Annotated in this window: 20 protein-coding genes; 1 reads left to right on the top strand and 19 read right to left on the bottom strand. The window is 36.9% G+C overall.

Annotated elements, in window-relative coordinates; all coding sequences use genetic code 11:
- Positions 1-124 precede the first annotated feature (124 nt).
- From H9655_RS06420 to dpaA, 18 genes are all read right to left on the bottom strand, one after another.
- Positions 125-370: a DUF3243 domain-containing protein gene (locus H9655_RS06420; protein WP_191812102.1), complete on the bottom strand. Its 246-nt coding sequence runs from the start codon at positions 368-370 to the stop codon at positions 125-127.
- Positions 371-480: 110 nt separating this feature from the next.
- Positions 481-1,203 carry an elongation factor P 5-aminopentanone reductase gene (ymfI, locus tag H9655_RS06425; RefSeq protein ID WP_191812104.1) on the bottom strand — a complete coding sequence of 241 codons (723 nt, stop codon included), beginning with the start codon at positions 1,201-1,203 and terminating at the stop codon, positions 481-483.
- A gap of 64 nt (positions 1,204-1,267) precedes the next feature.
- Positions 1,268-2,554: an EF-P 5-aminopentanol modification-associated protein YfmH gene (gene yfmH / locus H9655_RS06430; RefSeq protein WP_191812107.1), complete on the bottom strand. Its 1,287-nt coding sequence runs from the start codon at positions 2,552-2,554 to the stop codon at positions 1,268-1,270.
- The gene (gene yfmF / locus H9655_RS06435) at positions 2,554-3,834 is read right to left on the bottom strand and encodes an EF-P 5-aminopentanol modification-associated protein YfmF (protein WP_191812109.1); all 1,281 of its coding nucleotides are present in this window, start codon (positions 3,832-3,834) and stop codon (positions 2,554-2,556) included. The genes yfmH and yfmF overlap by 1 nt, the downstream gene beginning before the upstream one ends.
- A gap of 208 nt (positions 3,835-4,042) precedes the next feature.
- Positions 4,043-5,002 carry an ABC transporter permease gene (locus tag H9655_RS06440; protein WP_191812111.1) on the bottom strand — a complete coding sequence of 320 codons (960 nt, stop codon included), beginning with the start codon at positions 5,000-5,002 and terminating at the stop codon, positions 4,043-4,045.
- The gene (locus H9655_RS06445) at positions 5,003-6,049 is read right to left on the bottom strand and encodes an ABC transporter permease (protein WP_191812113.1); all 1,047 of its coding nucleotides are present in this window, start codon (positions 6,047-6,049) and stop codon (positions 5,003-5,005) included.
- Positions 6,042-7,574 carry an ABC transporter ATP-binding protein gene (locus tag H9655_RS06450; protein ID WP_191812115.1) on the bottom strand — a complete coding sequence of 511 codons (1,533 nt, stop codon included), beginning with the start codon at positions 7,572-7,574 and terminating at the stop codon, positions 6,042-6,044. Before H9655_RS06450 ends, H9655_RS06445 begins: the two co-directional genes overlap by 8 nt.
- Positions 7,575-7,776: 202 nt before the next feature.
- Positions 7,777-8,871 (bottom strand): BMP family lipoprotein, encoded by a 1,095-nt coding sequence (locus tag H9655_RS06455; protein ID WP_191812117.1) that lies wholly within the window; start codon positions 8,869-8,871, stop codon positions 7,777-7,779.
- Between the two features lie 50 nt (positions 8,872-8,921).
- Positions 8,922-9,650 carry a GntR family transcriptional regulator gene (locus H9655_RS06460; protein ID WP_191812119.1) on the bottom strand — a complete coding sequence of 243 codons (729 nt, stop codon included), beginning with the start codon at positions 9,648-9,650 and terminating at the stop codon, positions 8,922-8,924.
- A gap of 356 nt (positions 9,651-10,006) precedes the next feature.
- Positions 10,007-12,343 (bottom strand): DNA translocase FtsK, encoded by a 2,337-nt coding sequence (locus tag H9655_RS06465; RefSeq protein WP_191812121.1) that lies wholly within the window; start codon positions 12,341-12,343, stop codon positions 10,007-10,009.
- A 112-nt stretch (positions 12,344-12,455) separates the two neighbouring features.
- Positions 12,456-12,668, bottom strand: coding sequence for a YlzJ-like family protein (locus tag H9655_RS06470; RefSeq protein ID WP_191812124.1), 213 nt, complete (start codon positions 12,666-12,668; stop codon positions 12,456-12,458).
- Positions 12,665-13,399, bottom strand: a complete 735-nt coding sequence (locus H9655_RS06475) for a ClpP family protease (protein WP_191812126.1) — start codon at positions 13,397-13,399, stop codon at positions 12,665-12,667. The genes H9655_RS06470 and H9655_RS06475 overlap by 4 nt, the downstream gene beginning before the upstream one ends.
- A gap of 146 nt (positions 13,400-13,545) precedes the next feature.
- On the bottom strand, positions 13,546-15,210 hold the full coding sequence (locus H9655_RS06480; protein ID WP_318245452.1) for a ribonuclease J: 1,665 nt from the start codon (positions 15,208-15,210) through the stop codon (positions 13,546-13,548).
- A 384-nt stretch (positions 15,211-15,594) separates the two neighbouring features.
- The gene (gene dapA, locus H9655_RS06485; protein WP_191812128.1) at positions 15,595-16,464 is read right to left on the bottom strand and encodes a 4-hydroxy-tetrahydrodipicolinate synthase; all 870 of its coding nucleotides are present in this window, start codon (positions 16,462-16,464) and stop codon (positions 15,595-15,597) included.
- 26 nt (positions 16,465-16,490) lie between these two features.
- A complete protein-coding gene (gene dapG / locus H9655_RS06490) occupies positions 16,491-17,723 on the bottom strand; it encodes an aspartate kinase (RefSeq protein ID WP_191812130.1) in 1,233 nt (410 codons plus the stop codon).
- A gap of 24 nt (positions 17,724-17,747) precedes the next feature.
- Positions 17,748-18,797, bottom strand: a complete 1,050-nt coding sequence (gene asd / locus H9655_RS06495) for an aspartate-semialdehyde dehydrogenase (protein ID WP_191812132.1) — start codon at positions 18,795-18,797, stop codon at positions 17,748-17,750.
- A gap of 267 nt (positions 18,798-19,064) precedes the next feature.
- Positions 19,065-19,664, bottom strand: a complete 600-nt coding sequence (gene dpaB / locus H9655_RS06500) for a dipicolinate synthase subunit B (RefSeq protein ID WP_191812134.1) — start codon at positions 19,662-19,664, stop codon at positions 19,065-19,067.
- Positions 19,661-20,563 (bottom strand): dipicolinic acid synthetase subunit A, encoded by a 903-nt coding sequence (gene dpaA / locus H9655_RS06505; protein ID WP_191812136.1) that lies wholly within the window; start codon positions 20,561-20,563, stop codon positions 19,661-19,663. The genes dpaB and dpaA overlap by 4 nt, the downstream gene beginning before the upstream one ends.
- A 257-nt stretch (positions 20,564-20,820) precedes the next feature.
- Here dpaA and H9655_RS06510 point away from each other — a divergent pair, with 257 nt between their 5' ends.
- A complete protein-coding gene (locus H9655_RS06510; RefSeq protein ID WP_191812138.1) occupies positions 20,821-21,480 on the top strand; it encodes a class I SAM-dependent methyltransferase in 660 nt (219 codons plus the stop codon).
- A gap of 57 nt (positions 21,481-21,537) precedes the next feature.
- Here H9655_RS06510 and H9655_RS06515 read toward each other — a convergent pair whose 3' ends face one another.
- Positions 21,538-22,773: a M16 family metallopeptidase gene (locus H9655_RS06515; RefSeq protein WP_191812140.1), complete on the bottom strand. Its 1,236-nt coding sequence runs from the start codon at positions 22,771-22,773 to the stop codon at positions 21,538-21,540.
- Between the last annotated feature and the right edge of the window lie 60 nt (positions 22,774-22,833).

Raw genomic sequence — 22,833 nt, forward strand, 5'->3', positions numbered from 1 at the left:
CTATAATATATGATTTTCCACTAATATGAAAGGAAAATCCTTTTCCCACGTAAAAATATATATAAAATAAGAAAAAAGCAATTAAAGGCATGTACACCTCTATTGCTTTTCCCTTACTCGCTAATTATTTTTGAACTAATTTCACCACTAAATTAGCAATCGCATGTTGTTCTTCCTCACTTGCGACAGACCAAAGATCAGCAAGAATTTTTTCTTGGTCGTTTTTAGGCTCTACTGAACCAGCAAGATAATCTCCAATTTGATAAGCAATTTCGCTAACTGTAGATTGGTTCATCCCTTGCTCTTGACCTTGTTCTAAACGCTCACCTAAAAAATCTTTCCATTGTTGCCAATTATCTAGTACAGACATTGTATTTCCTCCTCGTTATAGACATTTGCCTCAACAGCTAGATGGTGCAAATGCAAAATATTAAAACGTACAATATTATCATGCAACGAGGTGAAATAAATTATTCATTCTTATGTATACCATCCGCCATTGACGCTTATGGTTTGACCAGTTATATAAGAAGAGGCGTCAGATAATAAAAAGGCACACGCTTGAGCAACTTCATTTGGATGACCTAATCTACCGATCGGGATATCATTCTTAATATCTTCCACTTCTATTTCGTTAAAAGATGCCATCATCTTCGACTCAATGGCACCTGGTGCAATTGCATTCACACGGATGCCATTATAAGCCACTTCTTTACTTAATGCCTTTACAAAGCTAATCTGAGCCCCTTTAACAGCGGAATAGACTGTTTCACATGCAGAGCCTGTTTGTCCCCATATCGAAGAAATAAACTGGATATTTCCTTGCTGTTTTGCTACAAGTTTTGGCATTAATGCTCTCGTTAATAAAATCGGATTTAAGACGTGTACGTTCATTAAATGTTGGATATCGACCTCATTCATATCTGTTAATAGACCGTAAGAAGCCTGACCACTACAATGGATTATTGCGTCAACGGAAAAAATATTTTCAACAATTTTTTGATATCCTTCAGGAGAAGTTAAATCTGCAGAAATAGCGATATATTCCCCGCCATAAGTATTCAATGTTGTCATTAACTGCTCAATGCGTAATTGATTTTTGTGATAATGCAAATAAAGGGAATAACCTTCTTTCGCTAATACCTGCGCAATTGCTCCGCCAATATCTCCACTAGCTCCCGTTATTAATACAAATTTTTTCATTGCTTTCCTCCAAAAAACTAATACATAAATCAAGCTAGCCCATCTATAAACGGGCTAGCATCAATTATTTTGGTAACACTTGACATACAGACATTCTTTCTTCAGAAATTAATTCTTTGGCAGATTGATTAATATCATCCAATGTCAGATTTTCTAAAATAGGAACAATTTGAAAGAGATCCATATCATTGAATGAATAACGAGTAAATTGATTGGCTATATATTCAGGGGAGTTAAGTGCCCTTAAAAACCCTCCAATTTTCTTCTTGATTGAGCGTTGAAGTGCCGCTTCATCCCAATTTGAACCATTTGTAGACTGCAATAAAATCTCTTTCACTTTCTCAGCAAGTTTATTTGGGTCACTTGTATCTCCACCAATCATCGCAAAACCAAATCCAGATTCTTGGGAATAATCGTAAGAGAAAGTATCATCAATTAAACCTTCACGATAGAGATCGTTGTAATGTTGTGTACTTTTACCAAACAACAAGTCTAACATAACATTTAGGCTTAATTCTTTTTTAAGCATCTCAGCCCCTTGTTGGCTCGCATCATTAGTTTTAATGCCGACCATACATTTCGGAGTTTGTACATTCATTCTTAATGTACTTAACTTTTCAGCAACCGTTTGTGGCTCTTGATCAAAAATTCTTTCGATAGAAGGCTGTTCACTATAATTTTTACTATCCTGATTTTTCCTTACTTGAGCAATAATTTCTTCTGGTTCAACTGGACCAACGACAAAAAGTAGCATATTACTTGGATGATAAAAGGTATGATAACATTCATACAACATATCCTTCGTAATGTCAGAAATACTTGCAATTGTTCCCGCAATATCAATTTTCACTGGGTGATGATGATATAGATTTGCTATTAGACCATAATATAGACGCCAGTCGGGATTATCATCATACATTGTAATCTCTTGTCCGATAATACCTTTCTCTTTTTCTACCGTTTCCTTAGTAAAATAAGGATCTTGGACAAAGTCAATCAAAGTTGTTAAATTCTCTTGCACGTTTGAAGTACTTGAAAAAAGATAGGCTGTTCTAGTAAATGAAGTAAATGCATTAGCAGATGCACCTTGCCGACTAAATTGTTGAAACACATCTCCATCTTCTTTTTCAAACATTTTATGCTCTAAGAAATGGGCGATTCCGTCTGGTACTTTAACTGGCCCATTTTTATCAAGTGGGACAAAATGATTATCGATCGAGCCGTATTTTGTCGTAAATGTTGCAAAAGTCTTATTAAAACCATGTTTCGGTAGGACATATACATCTAGACCATTGGCCATTTTTTCATAATAAAGTTTTTCTTGCAGTTGATCAAATGCGATTTGTTCCATTATTTTTGCACCTCTTTTCCATGAAGAAAGTAAATTGTATCAAGCTGAACTTTTTTAGCTACAGTTATGATGTCTTCTTTTATTACGGCCTCCATCCCATTCATCCATTGGGTTAAGTCCATTTTCTTTTGAGAAACGATGTTATGATAGAGCACTTCTGCAACGCCTCTTGCCGTATCCATTGTTTCTAACATTTGGTTTTGAATAACCGCTTTTGTCTGCGTAATTTCCTCTTCTGTAAAGGTACCCTTCCGCATTTCCTCTAATTGTTCTTCAATAATGGAAGTTGCTTGCCCATAGCTGCTATTATCAATTCCAGACATCACCATTAACAAACCTTTATGACTTTCCAACCGACTGGCAACATAATAGGCTAGAGAAGCTTTTTCTCTCACATTAATAAACAATTTTGAATGCGAAAACCCACCAAAAATTCCGTTGAATATTTGCAAAGCACTATACTCAGGGTCACCATAATTGATACCGGTACGATAGCCAATATTTAATTTTGCTTGCTTCACATCCTGCTCTTCCTTAATCGTTTCTGGTTCAATCGAATCGTTTCCTCTTATTAAAGAAGCTTCTTTAACAGGACGATTTTTAAAAGGTAGTAATTCACGAACATATTGTTCAACTTCATTCGTATCTATATCACCAATCATATACAAATCAAGCTCATCTTCAGCTAGAGCCCTTTCGTAATACTGATAAAGGGACGATTCTGTAATTAATGGTAAATCGTCTAATTCACCATGAACATGGAGAGCATAGGCTTCATCTTTACACATTTCTTGTACAAGGCGTAAATTAGCATATCTCATTTTATCATCATTAACAGCTTGTATCCGCTGCTTTAAAGTCCTTTTTTCACTCTCAACCACCTCTCGGTCAAAAGCTCCATTATTTGATAATGGACGTAGCAATAACTCCGAAAGTAATTCAAAAGCTTTTCTAAGTAATGGGGTCTGGTCAGATAGAAATTTTTCATTTGCCATTTCAATGGTCATAGAAATAATGTGGTATTCCCCTTTTTTTGATAAATCCACATACAAGGATGCGCCATAAAGCTCATCTAAGTATGCCCTCAGCTTAGCCGTTGTAGGGTAAGCTGCACTACTACTTTCTAATACATGCGGTAATAAAGCTCTTAGTGTGACAGTATCTTTACTTAGAGGCGCTTTCATTTTCCAAACAATCGTATTCGTTTTATATTTATCTGTTTTAATTTGATGAAGCTTCACACCATCAATGGCTTTAACCGTTTCTGTTGTAATATTCATTAATAAACCTCCTTATTCCTTTTACCTAAAAAACAATACTTGGAGCACACTTCTTCCTATTTTGTCATCTTTTTAGTATATGTATGAAAAGAAAACAATATTTTCTATTATATACGTTAACACCTATCCTATGCTAATCTTGCAGACATCTTTTAGGAAGAATACGTAAAATAAAAGTCTCAGGTTCAAACCCGAGACTTTTACTTATTTATCTATTTCCTTTTACATAAGGTATACCAGATGCTTTAGGCGCATCTGCTCTACCAATAAATCCAGTGAGTGCAATAATTGTTAATACATATGGTGCAACAAGTAGATATACATTCGGGATATTCTCTAATAGCGGTAAGCTAGAACCAATAATACTCAAACTTTGGGCAAAACCAAAGAATATCGCTGCGCCCATTGCTCCTAACGGATGCCATTTGCCAAATATCATTGCAGCTAATGCCATAAATCCTTGTCCACTAATTGTCGCATGACCAAAATCAGAAGAAATCGCTTGGGCATATACACCACCACCTATACCACCTAGCGCACCTGATAGTAGTACACCATAATAGCGCATTTTCGTCACATTAATCCCCATTGTATCTGCGGCCATTGGATGTTCACCAACAGACCGTAATCTGAGACCAAATTTTGTCTTATAAATCACATACCAAGCAACCACAGCGAAAATGATTGCGACAAACGAAGTGTAATACGTATTAGAAAAGAATATTGGACCAATAAACGGGATATCACTTAAGAGCGGAATATCTATTTTACTGAAGCTCTCTTGAATGATATCTGTTTGCCCTTTACCATAAATAAATTTAACTAGAAATAAGGTAACACCTACCGCCAACAGATTTATTGCGACACCAGAAACGGTTTGATCCGCTCTAAAGGTTATGGATGCGACCGCATGAATAGCTGAAAAAATGACTCCAGCTAGCATGGCTACTAGTAGCGAAACCCACGGTGTCCATGCACCTAATGTATCAGCAAATGATAAATTGAAGACAATTGCTGTAAAAGCACCAATCACCATTAATCCTTCTAATCCAATATTAATTACACCTGAACGTTCTGAGAAAGTGCCACCTAACGCGGTGAAAATAAGGGGTGCTGCCCAAAGTAAAGTAGTTGGCACAATAATCATTAATATTTCCATGAAACCCACTTACTTCACCCCCTTCTTATTAATCTTTCTTATGAGTAATCGAATCATATAACTTGAAGCCACAAAGAATACAATTAAAGCAATAATAATATCAACCAACTCGTTCGGAACGCCTGCTTCTAGTGGCATATTGAGCGCACCAACCTTCAAGCTTCCGAAAAGAATCGCCGCCAAAACAATCCCTATCGGTGAATTCGCACCTAATAAAGCAACAGCGATACCATCAAAACCGACTCCGGTAAACCCACTTTTCACAGCAGCATATCCGAAAGTCCCAAGCCCCTCCATAGCACCAGCTAATCCAGCAAACACTCCGGATATCACCATGGAAAGAATAATATTCTTTTTGACGTTCATCCCTGCATAATTTGATGCATGTTGATTTAAGCCAACAGCCTTCAACTCAAATCCTCTCGTTGTTTTTTCTAAAATAAACCACATAATAATAACAGCAATAATGGCAATAACGATTCCCCAGTGCATACGAGAGTAATCTGTTAAGGATTCTAATAAAGGTGAACGAAGACTTGCTGTCTCAGCAATTGGATCTGAACTATCGCTACCTTCTGACAATTTAGTTCGAATAATATAGTTCGTAATATGAAGTGCTGTATAATTCAACATAATCGTGACTATTACTTCATGAACACGATATTGCGCTTTCAAAAAACCAGGAATAAAGGCCCAAAACGCACCCGCTAAAGCAGCGGCTAGCACAGCTAAAGGTAAATGGATGATTTTTGGTAGTTCAAAAGCTACACCTACCCAAACAGCAGCTAACCAACCTACTATTAATTGACCTTCAACTCCGATGTTGAAAAGGCCTGTTTTAAAAGCAAATGCGACTGCAAGGCCGGCTAATATATAGGGGATGATTTGCCTAATTGTTTCACCTAAAAAATAAACATCACCAAATGCGCCATTCCAAAGAGCAATAAACCCAGCAACGGCATCATAACCTGTTACAATCATTAAAATAGTCCCGACAATGATGCCAAGTAGGACAGCAATGATCGGTATTAATATATTTTGCATACGGTTAGACATTTCCATCACCTGCCTTTTTCTTTGTTGAACCAGCCATTAATAAGCCCAACTCTTGCTCTGACGTCTCCTTTGGATCAACCATTGCAATGATTTTCCCTTCAAAGATAACAGCAATACGGTCACTCACATTCATGATTTCGTCCATTTCAAAAGAAACTAAGAGCACGGCTTTGCCTTGATCTCTTTGGTCAATTAACTTACGATGGATGAATTCAATTGCACCCACGTCAAGCCCCCTCGTCGGTTGTGAAGCAATTAACAAATCCGGATTACGATCTACTTCTCTGCCGATAATCGCTTTTTGCTGATTACCTCCAGAAAGCGCGCGAGCTGGTGTATATTCACTAGGTGTTCGGACATCATATTCTTCTATTAATCTAGTTGCTTTTTCATAAATCGCTTTCTTATTCATCATGCCTGATTTGGAATAAGGCTGTTGGTAATAGGTTTGTAGCACCATATTTTCACCAATTGTAAAATCTAATACTAAACCATGTTTATGGCGATCTTGCGGTATATGTCCAATGCCAGATTCAGTTACTTTTCTAGTAGTTAATTTTGTTATTTCTTTATTGTTTAATAAAATTGACCCATTTTCTACTTTTCTTAATCCAGCAATTGCTTCTACCAATTCTGTTTGTCCATTCCCATCTACCCCTGCAATACCGACAATTTCCCCTTTTCTGACTGTTAAGTTTAAATTATCAACTACAGTGATATTGCGAGAATCTTTAACTGTAAGTGATTGTATTTCTAATGACGCTTCTTCCGGTTTAGCTTCTGTTTTTTCAGTTGTAAACGTCACTTCCCTACCAACCATTAAGCTTGCTAATTCATCAGGATTCGTTTCAGATACATTCAGCGTTCCAATTCCCTCACCTTTGCGAATGACCGTTACTCGGTCACATACTTCCATAATTTCTTTAAGTTTATGTGTAATCAGAATGATAGATTTACCTTCTTTAATCAACTTACCCATTATTTGGATAAGTTCTGCAATCTCCTGTGGGGTTAGCACCGCAGTAGGCTCATCGAATATTAAAATATCTGCCCCTCGATAAAGTGTTTTTAAAATCTCAACTCGCTGTTGCATACCTACAGAAATATCTGCAATTTTTGCTTTTGGATCAACAGATAAACCATATTTATGCGAAATATCGCTAACTACTTTTTCTGCTTCTTTTAAATCAATTTTTCCTTTCGAAGTGATTTCTTTCCCTAAAATTATGTTTTCTGTTACAGTGAATTTATCAACTAACATGAAATGTTGATGAACCATCCCAATACCTAGTTCATTCGCGACATTTGGATTGGTGATTTTTTCACTGTTACCTCTGACTTTAATCTCCCCTTTTTCAGGTTGATAAAGACCGAATAAAACATTCATTAACGTTGATTTTCCTGCACCATTTTCTCCGAGGAGCGCATGAATTTCTCCTGGTTTTACTTGAAGTGTGATATTATTATTCGCTACAATACCCGGAAACTCTTTACGAATATTGAGCATTTCAATAACATATTCCACCATCTCCACTCCTTACCCTTATGTAGTTAGAGGTCAGACCTCACTTTTTTATTTATTATTGATTTATCATCCATTTATGAAATTTTAGGCTTATTTTTAAAAACCTAATTGAAAAGGATCATTTGTATGCTATTATCCTTTTCAATTAAACTTTTAAGTTAAAAAGGAATAAGAGATTTTAAGTCCCTTATTCCTTTCCTCATTACTCTGCAGTAAATTCCTTCGCTTCTTCTACTGATTCAGGAGGAGTAACCTCTCCACTCTTAATTTTTTCAATCCACTCGTTTACTTGTGTTTCAACTTCCGCTTTGCCAGCAAACTCTTCGTTGATTGGTGCCAAAGTCACACCATCTTCATTTAAACCGTAAACCGTTGTTTCGCCACCAGGGAAATTCCCATCTTGTGCTTTAGTTGCGATGTCTTGTACAGCAACGTCTACACGTTTCATAGCAGATGTAAGGATAATATTATGATCCCCGACTACCCCTTCTGCTGATTGGTCTGCGTCAACACCAATTGCCCAAAGTTCTCTTTCTGAATCTTTTTCTTTTAAGTCACGTGCTTCTTTAAATAATCCATTACCCGTTCCACCAGCAGCATGGAAGATTACATCAATGCCAGAAGAATACATCTTAGATGCAATCGATTGCCCAAGCTCTGCTTTGTCAAATGCGCCTGAGTAATTGCTTTCTACTTTAATATCTGGATTTACAGCTCTAACACCTGCAATAAACCCTGCTTCAAAACGTTCAATAACAGGAAGTTCCATCCCGCCAATAAAACCTACTGTATCCCCTTTAGTTGCATTGGCAGCAACCACACCAGCTAAGAAACCTGACTCTTGTTCTTTAAACATAATGCTAGCGACATTTTCTGCCTCTACTTCTGAATCAATAATTGAAAATTGACTATCTTTTTGTTGCTTGGCTATTTCAGCAATTGCATCATGCATCATTGCTCCAACACCAAACACTAAATCGAATTTTTGACGAGTTAAGTTATTTAAATTTGTTGCATAATCAGCATCAGATTGGGATTGAAGGTAAGTGTATCCACCTTTACCTTCTTCTAAACCATTTTCCTCACCAAAAGCTTTAATCCCTTCCCATGCAGATTGGTTAAATGATTTATCATCTACTCCACCAACATCTGTTACCATTGCAAGCGTGAAGGACTCTTCTTTGTTGCCTTCTGAACTTGATCCTTTTTCGTTTTCTTCTGAAGAACCACATGCTCCTAAAATGGTACCTGCCGCTAGTGCAAAAGAAAGTACAAATCCAAGTTTACGTTTTTTCATTTTGCTCCCCCTTAAGGAATTGGTTTACATTAGTAGTTGTAAATGATTGATTAGTTAATCCGTTTTCTAAGAACATGGAAGCTAAACTTGTCTGCTCTAAAATAGTTAACCGAGAGAAGTAATGGCTCGTCTTGTTCAGTGTAATGCATTTGCTTAAGAACAAGTAGAGCTGTCTCAGGACTACAGTCTAAAATAGGTGAGACCTTCTCATGATAACCAATCGGTTCAATTTCAGAGACCGCATATGTAATTCTTCTGCCTGTTTTTTCTTCCAAATTTTCGAAAATAGATTCTTTTTCCCAAGAGATAGAGTCTGGAATATGCTTCGCCAACATTTTATCCAAGCAATGAACTACAGGTTCACCATTTGCTGTTCTTACCCGTTCTACTACTAAGATTTCTTCATCTGCTGAACAGGAAAAAAGTCTGGTATCTTCCTCGCTCGGACATTGCGTCTCTGAGCTAAGGAATATAGTCCCAGGTTGCATTCCTGCTTGGGTAATCATATTAGTGATACTATTTAACTGTTCAATTCCTGATGTAAATAACGGCTTTGTATTTACAAACGTGCCTACACCGTGCCTACGAATAATGACATTTTCTTCTTCTAATATTCTTAACGCCTCTCTTAACGTCGCACGACTGACACCTAATTGTTTCGCAAGATCAAATTCAGAAGGTAATTTTTCTCTCTCTTTATAAATACCTTTATCAATATCTTGCTTCAAACGATCAATCACTTGTAAATACAAATGGCGGCTATCTGACTTAATAGACATGCTGTGCTCCTCCAAATCAAAAATCTCAAGACATCAGACATCTGATGTTCAATCATCTCTACTAATCGAAAATAATATAACATTTTTCTAAATATAAAGAAACATATTTTTCAAAAAATGTCGAAAAAGATAGTGAAAAAAGTGAATATTTTTCACATTTGTTGACTCGTAGTTGATGTCTCAAAGAGTTTTATTTATTTATTTCTCTTTATTTATAGGCCTCTTATGTTAAAACCAATTGCTACTAAAATAGAAACCTCTAAAAAAGAATAGGTCATATTTATAATAAATATTAACCTATTCTTTGTACATACTTTCTTTCAATTGTTGACTAAAGCTGTGTGGAAAATATATTTTTAAGAAGATGCCTCATCGACACTTTGGCTGACGAGTACTGTTCTTGGTTTACTTCCCTCATAAGGCCCAACGATCCCCCGTAATTCCATTTCATCAATTAGTCTCGCTGCTCGCGTATAACCGATACGGAACCTTCTTTGCAGCATCGAAACAGAAGCTGTTTGCATTTCAATGACAAGCTCAACTGCTTCATCATATAGCTTGTCATCCACTTCACTTGTTTGTGCATCTGGTAAATCATCGGGAATCATTTCTTCTTGATATTGCGCTTTTTGCTGCCCAATGACAAAATCAACAATTTCTTCTACTTCATCATCTGATAAAAATGCACCTTGTACCCGAATAGGTTTTGATGCCCCGACTGGCATAAATAACATATCGCCTCTTCCTAATAACTTCTCTGCCCCGCCCATGTCTAAAATCGTCCGTGAATCCGTCATAGAAGAAACAGCAAACGCAATTCTTGATGGAATATTTGCTTTAATCACCCCGGTAATGACATCGACTGAAGGGCGTTGAGTGGCAATGATAAGATGAATACCAGCTGCCCTAGCCATTTGAGCTAATCTAGTGATTGCATCCTCAACATCCGATGAAGCAACCATCATTAAATCCGCTAACTCATCAACAATAACAACAATGTAAGGGAGTAGGGGCTGCTTAGCTTCCTCTAATTTATTTTGCCTTTTAATATATTCATTATAACCTTCTATATTCCTTGTGCCTGTATGGGAGAATAATTCATATCTTCTCTCCATTTCGCTTACAACCTTTTTCAATGCTTGAGAAGCTTTTTTAGCGTTTGTCACAACTGGCGCTAATAGATGCGGAACCCCATTATACACATTAAGTTCTACCATTTTGGGGTCAATCATCATTAATTTTACTTCATGAGGTTTCGCTCTCATTAAAATACTAGTAATAATACCATTAATACAAACACTTTTCCCACTGCCAGTCGCTCCCGCAACGAGCAAATGCGGCATTTTATTCAACTCTGCTGTGACAGCTTCGCCAGTAATATCTCTTCCTAAACCGATTAATAGTTTTGAATCATTGCGATCTTTACCTTTAGGTTCAATGACTTCTCTTAAGGAAACCATCGCTACTTCAGAATTCGGTACCTCTATCCCAATAGCTGACTTCCCTGGAATTGGTGCTTCAATCCGAATATCTTTTGCTGCTAAAGCAAGTGCTAAGTCATCACTTAAGCTAACAATTTTACTTACTTTCACACCTACATCAGGATGCACTTCATATTTGGTTACTGCCGGTCCAAGATGGACTTGGGTTACTTTAGCTTTGACACCAAAGCTTTGGAAGGTTCTCTCAAGCTTTGCTGCATTATCATGTATGAGTTTATATTCACCACTTTGATCGGTATGATTAGGTGCCTTTAATAATTTCATTGGTGGTAGTTTATAATCTTTATTTTCCACTTCTGTAAAAGTAATCGGCGGTACAGTCTCATCTTGTTGCTCTTCTTCCTCCGGTTGACTCTCACTTATCCCTTGGATCGGCACCGTAACATCTTGCTCTTGGTCATAAGCATTTTGAGAAAAACTAGAAATAATTGGTTCTTCTGGTGTGTTGTCTTTATCCACTTCTTCTGAATTGTTATGAATCGTTATTGCCGGCTCTTCTTGGTTTTCTTTACTTCTTCTTGTACGAGGTTTCGCATTGCGTTTATTTTTCTTACTTATCCAACCTTTTACATCTTCAACAAAGGCCAGCCATTGTTTTTTTAGAAATTGAGCAAATGAAATGGTCATATCTCCCACCGCTGGACCAAAAGTTTTTCCCGTAATTAATATAATTCCTACGATGATCAAAAGGAATGCAATAATTTTTGAGCCGGCTTCATCAAATAAATAATAGAAAACGGCAAACATTAATGCTCCAATCATGCCCCCACCTAAGTCTGAAGTGCTCGCCTGATTCGTCACCTCACTCCAATAGAGACGCCATGTATTCATTATTACACTTGGATCGGTAAATGCTCCCCCATTTGAGAGTAATTCAAATAACATTACATGACTTAATAAAAGAAGTGCACTAATGATGAAGTATAAGCCCACTAATTTCATATGAAAGAGATCAGGTCTCTCTCTTTTCCACATTAAAAAGCCTGCATATATGACTAATCCAATTAAACAAAGCATGTACCATTCTCCGGTAAAAAACCGGAAAAAGAGTACGATTGCTCCACCTACTGCGCCTAATTTCGCTATAGCAATCACGGCTAATGCGAGCATCACAAGGGCAGTTAATTCATATTTTAAAGTTTGTCTCACTTGTTGCTTTTTTCGCGTTTTACGTTTCTTTTTTTTCGCCATTTTATCACCTGATTTATAAGTACTTGAATGATGCATGAAAGAAGAGAGCAGCCTTTAGGTGGCTGCTCTACGTATGTTCATTTATTATAGCATAATTTCATCCAACATTTGCTTAACTGAGGGTGATTTTTACTCCAGGTCCAATATTTTCATTCATGAAATCATTTGGGTCTGTACTCATAACTTGAATGACACGATATTCAGATCCACTAGTTAATTCCACTAGTAATGGGACACCTTCAAAGTTAACCACTTTTTGTTTCGCAAATTCAGATGGATCAGCTTGGTATATCCATTCATTTGGCATAGATGTATATAATATCATTGCACAAGCCCCTCCTGATTTTCATTGTTTTCAATTAACTCCTCAAGTTTTTTTAATGCCGGACCAATGCCCCCAACCTCATTAATTAAACCAAATTCTACAGCATCAGCACCAATGACGTTCGTACCAATATCTCTTGTCAAATTTCCTTTAGCAAACATTAAGTCTTTAAACTTCTCTTCAGAAATATGAGAGTGCTTTGTTACAAAGTTTATGACACGTTCTTGCATTTTATCTAAATACTCAAAAGTCTGTGGTACGCCAATTACTAAGCCTGTCAACCGAATGGGGTGAATGGTCATCGTTGCTGATTCAGCTATATAAGCATAATCACATGATACGGCTATTGGAACACCTATTGAGTGCCCACCACCTAGTACGATTGAAACGGTAGGCTTTGACAATGATGCTAACATCTCAGCAAGTGCTAACCCTGCTTCAACATCTCCGCCGACCGTATTTAATATTACTAACAAGCCTTCTATTTTTGGATTTTGTTCAATGGCTACAATCTGAGGAATAAGATGTTCATATTTTGTTGTCTTATTTTGTGGTGGTAGTTGTAAATGCCCTTCTATTTGTCCAACAATTGTCAAACAATGAATTTTAGAATCTTGAGATAGTTGCGGTACATTTGTTTGACCTAATTGCTGTATTTTTTCCATTAAAGGCGATTGCTTATCTTCTTTCGGTTGTTGCTCTTGATCATTCCCATTCATTTCAAAATCCATAAGTCTTCTCCCTTCAAACTTTTATATATTTAGTATGAGACAGGGATGGGATTTTCATTCTACTTATGCTTTTCGAATCGGTTTTATCAATTATCGTAAGAAGAATAAAAGCAGGCAATTACAAATACGTAATTACCTGCCTTTTTTTAGGATTCCATTATTATCGGTAAGATCATCGGACGACGTTTTGTTTTATCAAATAAGAACTGATTGAGACCTTCTCTCATATCTTGCTTGATACCTGACCAGTCAAAAGCTTCTTTCGATAGTTTTGCTTCAACAATTTCTTTTACCAACTTGCTTGCATCTGCTAATAATTCTTCAGACTCTCGAACATACACAAAGCCTCTTGTAATAATTTCTGGCCCGGCTGAAATAATTTTTTGTTTTTTGTTTAATGTAACAACTACGAGTAATATCCCATCTTGAGATAATAATTTTCGATCTCTAAGAACAATATTACCGACATCACCTACACCACTGCCATCAATTAATACATGTCCAGTTGGTATTTTACCCACATTTTTCATTGTTCCTTTAGCTATCTCATATAATTCTCCCTTTTCAGGAATAAAAATAGCTTCACTATCCATACCAGTCGATTCGGCTACCTTCGCATGCGCTTTTAACATTCTGTATTCTCCATGAACAGGAAAGAAATATCTCGGATTCATCAAATTAATCATGAATTTAAGTTCTTCTTTACTACCATGGCTAGATGTATTAAAACTTCCTTTTCCTGATACCACATGAGCTCCGCTTCGGAACAATACATCAACTGTTTTTGATAAATAAACTTCCGATCCTCTTAAAGGAGTAGCGAAGAATATAACATAATCTCCAGATTGAATATGCACTTGACGGTGGGAGTTTTTCGCCATCTTATACAGCGCATCAATTGGGTCTCCTTGCGTACCTGTCACTAAATAAATGATTTCTTCATCTGCCAAGTTTTTCACATCATTCATAGAGACCATTATGTCTTCATATACGTCTAAAAACCCTAGTCTGATGGCGATATCATATATTTTTTGTAAGCTTCTTCCAACAATGGCTACCTTTCGGTTGGACTGTTTTGCAGCGTCAAATACTTGTTGAATCCTTATTAACTCTGACGCAAATGTAGCGACTACGACTCTTCCTTTCGCTTGATAAAAATGCTTCACTAAATCATCTAATACTTCCGCTTCAGATTTTGTATAGCCAGGCTTTTCTGCTTCTGTACTATCAGATAATAAGCACAAAACGCCATTTTCTCCAATTTTAGCCATCTTTCCAATTTCGGCTTTATAAAGGGGTCCTGCCGCTTGATCAAATTTGAAATCTCCAGTATAGACGATACTGCCTTGTGACGTATGAATACAAACCCCTACACTGTCGGGGATGCTATGGTTTGTTTTAAAAAATGAAATTTCACAATGATCAAAGTGAAGTTCGGTATCACTATGTATTTCCACGAGTTCAGCTTTCCCTTTAAATCCTTGCTCTTTCATTTTTGCTTTTGCTAACGCAATCGTAAGCTTAGTTCCGTATACCGGTACCTCAATCTGACGTAGCAAATAAGATAATGCACCGATATGATCCTCATGTCCGTGGGTTAAAAATACTCCTTGCACACGATCTTTTTGTTGAATAAGATAGGTGAAATCTGGAATAACCGTATCAATTCCTAGCATTTCGTTCTCTGGAAGCATTAAACCTGCGTCGATAACGAAAATATCATCATCAACTTCAATTATATACATATTTTTTCCTAATTCACCAACTCCACCTAGAGCTGCTAACTTGATGCTTTCATTCTGTCTTTTCACTTATGTATCCTCCTATAGTTCATTCACCCGATCAAAATCAGTTATTCCCATTATACTTTAACTAAGAAAATAATAACAACCAAATTTATGCATTTTTGCGGTTATAAAGCAATTTATCCAGTTAAATTAGGTTTAAACATATTAGTGACGATAGAGGATGAAAGCTTTCTCTAATAGGGATAATTATTCACAATAGGAAAATCTAGTGGTTATTTAAAGAAGTGATGAAGGTTATAAGAAATGAAAAGGCTAAGGAAAACTGAGCTAATTATGTTTGGTCACTATTTTTTATTTTTTTTACGAAGAGCCCCTCTTTTCTCTCACGACAAAAAAACCTGAACAATACAAACCCGAAAGTGGGGAATGATCGTTCAGATTTTTTGCTTACTTTTTAATAATGGCAATCAGTGTGGCTCGTTCTTGTTCAGAGAGTGGTACCATTGGTAATCGCACAGAACCGACATCAAGACCTTTGACCTGCAAAGCTGTTTTAACTGGTACAGGACTTGGGGCTGCAAACATCGCTTCCATAATTGGTAGTAAGGATTGATGCAATTTTGCTGCCTCTTGATAGTGTCCATCTAAAAATGCTTGCACCATTTCTTGAATTTCAGAGCCGATTATATGTGAGGCCACGGATACGACACCAGCTCCACCAATGGATAATACAGGTAGAGCGATACCGTCATCGCCACTATATAATAAGAAATCATCATCTGTTTCAGCGATAATCTTCGTCATTGCATTAAGATCACCACTCGCTTCTTTCACAGCGACAATATTTTCAATCTTGGAAAGTTCGATAATTGTTTCTGGTGTGATATTAACAGATGATCGACCTGGGATATTATATAACATAACAGGTAAATTTGTACTTGCGGCGATCGCTTTAAAATGTTCATATAAACCTGCTTGGTTTGGCTTATTATAATAAGGAGCAACTAACATAATGGCATCTACACCAATTTCTGTTGCCTTCTTCGTTAATTCAATGGATGAATAAGTATTATTGCTACCTGTACCAGCAATAACCGGCACGCGACCATCCGTTACCTTAACTACATGTTTAAATAATGCGAGTTTTTCTTCTTTCGTTAACGTTGGTGATTCGCCTGTCGTTCCAGCAACAACAAGGGAATCTGTCCCATTCTCAATCAAATGATTGATTAACTGAGTTGTCTTCGCAAAATCAATATGTCCATTAATATCAAATGGCGTAACCATTGCTGTTGAAACTCTTCCGAATAAAACCATTTTTACACCTCTTTTTAAATAATCACTTATATCATTTCTACTTGATCTTTTTCTAAATGAAAGGCATCATGGAGTGCATTGACTGCTTTCGGTAAATCTTCTTGTTCAACTAAAACCCAAATCGTCGTATGGCTATCTGCTGATTGCATAATTCTAATGCCTTGTTCCGAAAGTGCTGTTACAATTTTAGAGGCAACACCAGGAACCCCTTGCATACCTGCACCGACCACTGAAACCTTCGCACAGCCTCTTTCCACTTTTGGATCATGACCTAATCCATTTAAAATTTGAATCGCTTGATCCGTCATTTCCTCGGTCACTGTATACGTTACGCCATGTGGATAAATATTAATGAAATCAACACTAATGCCTTCTTTGGCCATTGCCTTAAAAACCTCTGATTGGAGGTCATACTGATTTTCTTTAGCAACCACTTTAATTTGCGTAATATTTGCTACATGGGCAATCCCGGTAACCGGTCTTTCTTTTATATCTGTTCCTCTACTTTGTTTAGTAACAGCCGTAACTAGTGTACCTAAACCGTCTGTATAGGTGGAACGGATACGAATAGGAATTTTCGATTGCATCGCGATTTCAACTGCTCGTGGGTGAATAACCTTTGCACCTTGATACGCCATATTGCAAACTTCTGTATAAGTCACGACATCCAAAGAACGTGCATTCTGTGCAATGCGCGGATCAGCTGTCATAATTCCTTCAACATCTGTGAATATATCAATCCACTCCGCATTAAGGGCAGAACCTAGCGCTGCTGCTGAAGTATCACTACCTCCACGTCCAATTGTTGTTGTATCACCGTTTCTAGCTGATCCTTGAAAACCTGCAACGACAACAACATCATGTAATTCTAACTCATTTTTTAAACGTTCACATTTCATATCAATAATTTTCGCATTCATATGATCATGATTTGTACGAAAACCAGCTTGCGCACCTGTTAAAGCGGTTGCTGTTAGTTCGTTTTCTAAAAGCATATTTGTAAATACAACACTTGAAATAACTTCTCCACAAGATAGTAATAGATCTGTCTCACGTTTATTGATTTTGGCAAGGGGCGCACCAACGAGTGATAATAACGTGTCTGTTGCATAAGGGTCTCCCTTTCTTCCCATTGCAGAAACAACGACTACCACTTTGAACCCTTCTTGAACGGCATTCTTAATATGCCTTAATGCATGACTCCTGCCTTCTTCATTTTTTACCGATGTACCGCCAAATTTTTGAACGACGATTTTCATCTAAACACCTCGAGTAATTGCAATTTATTTCACTAACTTTAATTTAACAAGACTTTCTGCGATTTGTACAGAATTCCAAGCTGCACCTTTTAGTAGATTATCAGAAACGACCCACATATGGAACCCTTTTGCTTCATCTAAGTCATTGCGAATACGACCGACGAACACTTCTGATTTACCAACGCAATCAGCTGGCATTGGATAAATTTGATTGTCAGGGTCATCTTGTAGTTCTATACCTGGTGCGTTACTTAATAAAGCTTTTATATCCTTTGCGTCGATGCCTTCCTGATCAATCTCAAAATACACAGATTCAGAATGGCCAGTTCCAACGGGCAGACGAACACAAGTTGCAGCTACTGGTAAAGAAGGCAGATGCATAATTTTTTTCGTTTCATTAATCATTTTCATTTCTTCGAAGGTATAACCGTTATCAACAAACTTATCAATTTGAGGGATAGCATTAAAAGCGATTTGATAATGTTTTTTATCACCTTTTACTGGCAAAACTTCTGGTGTATATGCTTGATTATCTAAGATCGCTCTTGTTTGCTCCTGCAGTTCATCAATAGCTGCTTGCCCTGAACCAGAGACTGCTTGATACGTGGAAACAATCACCTTATTTAAACCGAATGCTTTTCTAATCGGTTCTAGCGCTACAACCATTTGGATGGTTGAACAATTAGGATTGGCAATGATGCCGTTATGATTATGCAAATCTTCTTCATTTACTTCAGGTACGATGAGTGGTGTATTTTCATCCATACGGAATGCACTTGTATTATCAACCACAATTGCTCCTCTTTTTACCGCCTCTGGAGCTAATTGCTTGGATACACTTCCTCCTGCACTAAACAAAGCAATATCTACACCTTCAAAACTATCAGGTGTAGCTTCTTCTACAGTATATTCCTTACCGTTATATTGAATCTTCTTCCCAGCTGAGCGAGACGAAGATAGTACTTTCAACGTTGATATCGGAAAAGCACGCTCTTCCAATGTTTTTAGCATTTGTTCACCTACTGCTCCTGTTGCTCCTACTACAGCTACATGGAAGTCTTTTTTCTCTGTCATAACCATTTCTCCTTCCGGCCAACATAATGATTGATATTTTTTTAGTTTACCTTTCAGCTAACAAGCAAGTGAGCGACTAACTGTCAGTCAACTATGTGAGCAAGCTAGAGATAGTATACTAAGATTATTTTATATTTTATCATATTCCCGCATTAAAAAATAAAATTTTATGAGAAAAACATGGCTTATCGCCAAGTCTACTGGCGAAAGCCGTCGTCTGCTAAAAATATTTTACTTTAACGATAGAAAATATGATAAATTTCGAACTTAGTTACCATCTTTGTATCGTTCAACAATGACTGGCTGAATCTGTTCACCATTCATTGCTTTCACTATTGTATCAGATAATGCTGTCATACGGGCGACCATTGAGTTCGGTTTCTTCACTGGGTCATCTTGCCCAAATGGAATAAAATAAATATTTTTTGTTGACATTAAACGCATGAGGTTTGTGCCGTTTAAGCCAAGCGCATCGTTAGTCGATATACCTAGTACGACTGGTTTTTCATTCCGTAATGTTGCTTTGGCAGCCATAAGCACTGGAGAATCTGTCATCGCATTTGCAAATTTACTCATAGAGTTTCCTGTTAATGGGGCAACGACCATGCAATCTAATGGGATTTTCGGGCCTAACGGTTCTGCTTTTACAATAGAATCGATGACTTTATTCCCAGTCACTTCTTCTATCCTTTTAATCCAATCTTCTCCATCACCAAATCTTGTATCAGTATTTTGAACGGTAAAAGTGACGACGGGTAAGACTTCAGCTCCCGCCGCAACTAGCTTTTCTATTTCCGGAAATACGGCATCATATGTGCAATGCGACCCAGTTAAGCCGAATCCTATTTTTTTCCCTTTTAAATTCATGATTGTTTATCCTCCCTTTCATCAAAATTGGCCAAAATCAATTGTGAAAGAACATTAGCTAAAATACGTCCCGCTGTTTTCGGTGCAACGATTCCTGGAAGGCCAGGGGCTAATAGTGCCTTTACCCCACGTTTCTCTGCGTACCTAAAGTCCGTACCACCTGGTTTAGAAGCTAAATCAATAATGAGCGTATGAACAGGCATTTTCGCTATTACTGATGCCACCACGACTTGTACGGGAATTGTATTAATGCATATATCTGTATCCACAACGGCTTCTTCGATATCATTCAAATGAAAAGGCCTAAGACCCATTTCAGTTATTCTCGCTATATGCTCGCTTTTTCTAGCTCCTACTTTCACTTTAGCTCCTAAAGCATGAAATGCACGGGCTACACTCATACCTGTTCTTCCTAGTCCTAATACAGTGACATTTGATCCGTGAATGGTAAAATCAGTATGTTGAATGGCCATCATTAATGTGCCTTCAACAGTGGGAATTGAATTGTATATTGCGACATCATCACGGTTGAATAATTGAACAACTTCACGATCTGCTTTCGTTGAAATTTCTTGAAGATAAGGAGGATTAATACCAGAATAAATTTTACAATGTTGCGGTGTTTTCTTTAAGATTTCTTCATTTATCGTAATTTTTTCATTAGAGAAAATTGTATCAATCTGTCCATCTACCCCAGCCCCAGGTACTGGCAATATAATGGCGTCAATGCATGTAAAGTCCACATCATCTAACTTCTCCTTTACTGCACCAGAAAAAGCGTGGTCAAGCTGTTCAAAACCAACTAAATATAATTTTGCATCCAATTCTGTCAGCTTACGTATGACCTCAAGCTGCCTTGCATCTCCACCGATCACTGCAATTTGTAATCCTGTCAGCATGCAACACTCACCTTCTTTTAAAGAACTTTTAATGTTCTTTTACTCAATTACTTCAACATCTTATGTAGAAATGACCTATTCGGTGAGTTCTCTAACAAAGAATAGACACTAAGTTTGAATTGGCTTTGTAGAGAAGATAGAGAAAGGGGGTAAAAACAAACCTCTATTCATAAAAACCACTTTGAATAACTTAAATAGTTAGGTAGCGACTCCTTTTTCTTCACATACAATAAAATGCTAAGTGAGGAGGAAAGGAAATGAAAAATATAACAGATTCCAGATTTATTGCAACTGACGATCCGAAATCTCAGCAATTCGTTTTTCAGTTACCTAAGGAATGGGAAACAAGACCCTATGAATATGAGTGGGCAAAGAATTTTGCAGACAAAAATGATATTGTCCTCGATGCAGCTTGTGGATTGGGACACCCTTTAAAGTTTTATTTAGGTGAGAAATGCAAACACACCTTTGCCTGTGACATTGATGAAAGATTATTAGACAATAGAGCCATTTTATTAGATATGAAAGAAACATATACACATGACGAAATCCAAGAAGAACATGTGCAGCGATTGTTAAACAGTGTCTCTATGAGTTGCTGTTCCTTAACTGATTTACCATACAGTAACCAATTATTTGATAAAATCTTCTGTATTTCCGTTATTGAACATTTAAATATTGAGGATATTTATAAAAGCCTTGTAGAGTTTAAACGGGTATTAAAAGAGGATGGACTCATCATTTTAACTTGTGACTATCCAACAATCGATTTAGACATATTCAATCGAATAATAAATGAGGCAGAATTAACCTTTTTTGAAAATGTGTCCTTTACCCGACCTCCTAATGTTCTCACATCTACCATATGGGGAGAATTAAATTGTTTTCGTGCCGTTCTAAAAAAGAAAAATGGCTAAATGAATAAAGAAACGAACAACTTCCTCTCTTTTAAGAAGGAAATTGTTCGTTTTTATTTATAGCCCTTGAGGTAATTCCCCATCTGGACTAATTAAGGCTAATGAATAATCATCTGTAAAGATCTTTTTCGCCATTTCATTGACTTCGTCCATTGTCACTTCATCAATTTCTTCAATAATTTTATCTAATGTACGATGAGACCCAAGCAATAGCTCGTTTTTGCCGTTACGGCTCATGCGACTATTTGTACTTTCTAAACTTAGCATTAACCCACCTTTTAATTGTTCTTTACTGTTGACTAATTCTTTTTCTGTTATGCCATTTCGTTTCAAAACATCTAATGTGTTCTGAATTGTTTCGAAAAGAACATTCATTTGTTTCGCACCGGTACCACCATATATCGTAACCAAACCAACATCTTTAAAAGAAGAGTGATAAGAAAATACAGAGTATGCGAGGCCCTTATCTTCTCTAACATCTTGGAATAAGCGACTACTCATGCTTCCACCAAGAATATTATTTAAAACGATCAACTGATACATATCATCATGGCCCACTGGAAGCCCATTAAACCCTAAACAAAGATGCGCTTGTTCTGTTTCTTTCTTTCTTGCGATCTTATTATTATGAAATGTAGGTTTTGTTTCATTTACTGCTGGGCTACCACCTGTATATGTACCAAAATGCGACTCTACTTCTTTAATAAATGATTCAGGCACATTACCTGCTATGGAGATGACGACATTCTCAGGTATATAGTGATTATGCATATAGTCTCTTAATGTGTCACCGTTAAATGTTTCTAGTGTTTCTTCCGTTCCGAGTATCGGATATCCAAGTGAATGGTTTCCATATACGCCCTTGCTTAATACATCATGAACAATATCATCCGGCGTATCTTCATACATTTTAATTTCTTCGTATACAACATTTTTTTCTTTTTTCAACTCTTCGTTATCAAAGGCAGAGTTGAAAAACATATCAGCTAGTACATCTAACGCAAATGAAGCATGAGTATCCAGTACTTTTGCATAATAGCAAGTATATTCTTTTGATGTGAATGCGTTCACTTGTCCACCAATACTATCAAAAGACTCCGCTATCTCTCTAGCTGTTTTTGACTCTGTACCTTTAAATATCATATGTTCAAGAAAGTGGGAAATCCCATTATTCTGTTTATCTTCATTTCTTGATCCTGTTCCAATCCAAACGCCAATGGCAACAGAGCGGACAGTCGGAATATTTTCTAATACAATTCTTGTTCCATTTTTGCAAGTATATCTTTTAATCAAGCATGCTCCTCCTGTTCTGTTTGCAAGCTGTCTTTTTTTCGGATGATACGCAAGATGTTA

Source organism: Cytobacillus stercorigallinarum (genome assembly GCF_014836495.1).
Classification (GTDB): domain Bacteria; phylum Bacillota; class Bacilli; order Bacillales; family Cytobacillaceae; genus Cytobacillus; species Cytobacillus stercorigallinarum.

Coding starts and splice junctions, on each gene's coding strand:
- ymfI (WP_191812104.1), bottom strand. CDS start 1,203: ATGAAAAAATTTGTATTAATAACGGGAGCTAGTGGAGATATTGGCGGA.
- asd (WP_191812132.1), bottom strand. CDS start 18,797: ATGACAGAGAAAAAAGACTTCCATGTAGCTGTAGTAGGAGCAACAGGA.
- dpaB (WP_191812134.1), bottom strand. CDS start 19,664: ATGAATTTAAAAGGGAAAAAAATAGGATTCGGCTTAACTGGGTCGCAT.
- H9655_RS06510 (WP_191812138.1), top strand. CDS start 20,821: ATGAAAAATATAACAGATTCCAGATTTATTGCAACTGACGATCCGAAA.
- H9655_RS06445 (WP_191812113.1), bottom strand. CDS start 6,049: ATGTCTAACCGTATGCAAAATATATTAATACCGATCATTGCTGTCCTA.
- yfmF (WP_191812109.1), bottom strand. CDS start 3,834: ATGAATATTACAACAGAAACGGTTAAAGCCATTGATGGTGTGAAGCTT.
- H9655_RS06465 (WP_191812121.1), bottom strand. CDS start 12,343: ATGGCGAAAAAAAAGAAACGTAAAACGCGAAAAAAGCAACAAGTGAGA.
- dpaA (WP_191812136.1), bottom strand. CDS start 20,563: ATGCTGACAGGATTACAAATTGCAGTGATCGGTGGAGATGCAAGGCAG.
- H9655_RS06475 (WP_191812126.1), bottom strand. CDS start 13,399: ATGGATTTTGAAATGAATGGGAATGATCAAGAGCAACAACCGAAAGAA.
- H9655_RS06455 (WP_191812117.1), bottom strand. CDS start 8,871: ATGAAAAAACGTAAACTTGGATTTGTACTTTCTTTTGCACTAGCGGCA.
- H9655_RS06470 (WP_191812124.1), bottom strand. CDS start 12,668: ATGATATTATATACATCTATGCCAAATGAATGGATATACCAAGCTGAT.
- H9655_RS06420 (WP_191812102.1), bottom strand. CDS start 370: ATGTCTGTACTAGATAATTGGCAACAATGGAAAGATTTTTTAGGTGAG.
- yfmH (WP_191812107.1), bottom strand. CDS start 2,554: ATGGAACAAATCGCATTTGATCAACTGCAAGAAAAACTTTATTATGAA.
- dapG (WP_191812130.1), bottom strand. CDS start 17,723: ATGAAAATCGTCGTTCAAAAATTTGGCGGTACATCGGTAAAAAATGAA.
- dapA (WP_191812128.1), bottom strand. CDS start 16,464: ATGGTTTTATTCGGAAGAGTTTCAACAGCAATGGTTACGCCATTTGAT.
- H9655_RS06460 (WP_191812119.1), bottom strand. CDS start 9,650: ATGTCTATTAAGTCAGATAGCCGCCATTTGTATTTACAAGTGATTGAT.